Source organism: Bradyrhizobium sp. SHOUNA76, from assembly GCF_023006445.1.
GTDB lineage: Bacteria > Pseudomonadota > Alphaproteobacteria > Rhizobiales > Xanthobacteraceae > Bradyrhizobium.
Genome location: NZ_JALBHA010001053.1, coordinates 1 through 686, shown reverse-complemented (window position 1 = coordinate 686; position 686 = coordinate 1). Strand labels below are relative to the sequence as shown.

Sequence of the window (686 nt, the reverse complement as noted above, 5' to 3'; positions counted from 1 at the left end):
AGCGCCTCCAGCTGCGCGCGAGCGCCGAGATCGGCCGGTGCGTCGGCGGCGTGGATCGTCCCCTTCACGCCCTCGACGGGCGCGTGCCGTATCAGCCAGAGGAAGGTCTCGCCTTCCATGCTCATCTCCAAGGAAGTTGGTCGTTGTGGCCATAACGCCGCAACTCGCACATTGACTCTGTCCTGATGGTAATCCTAGATGCTCGCGACGGTTTCCCCGAGAGGGGATGAAAAGGGAATGCGGTGCGGGGACGTTGTCCCCAATGCCGTGGCTGCCCCCGCAACTGTGAGCGGCGAATCTTGCGTCACGAGCCACTGGGTATCTCGGTCCCGGGAAGGCGATGCAAGGTACTGACCCGCGAGCCAGGAGACCTGCCGTCAGCCGTGGTCACACGCGAAGATGTCGGTCGGGGAGTACAGGCATTCGGCTTCATCGGGCGGCTGCAGGGCCAAAAGGTGAGACCTCGTTCGCTGTGACGTGCCACTGACGTCATACCGAGGTTTTGTGCCGTGTCTTCCACCCGTATCGTCCGACCGCGCCGTCTTCTGCTCGCTTCCGCCACGCTCACATGCTTTTCTGCCTTTGATCTGCCCCTGGCCTTGGCGCAGCAGGCGCGCGAACCCGTGCCGCCGGTCGAGGTATCGCCAGCCCAACCCCGCAAGCAGGCGAGGCCAGCCGGCCGGGAC

General features: G+C 64.7%; 1 pseudogene and 1 riboswitch. The pseudogene reads right to left on the bottom strand.

Annotated elements, in window-relative coordinates:
- Window positions 1–119 (bottom strand): annotated as a pseudogene (locus MOV74_RS39655) (histidine phosphatase family protein); the annotation flags it as partial.
- A 72-nt stretch (window positions 120–191) separates the two neighbouring features.
- A riboswitch (cobalamin riboswitch) is annotated at window positions 192–394 on the top strand.
- Window positions 395–686 lie beyond the last annotated feature (292 nt).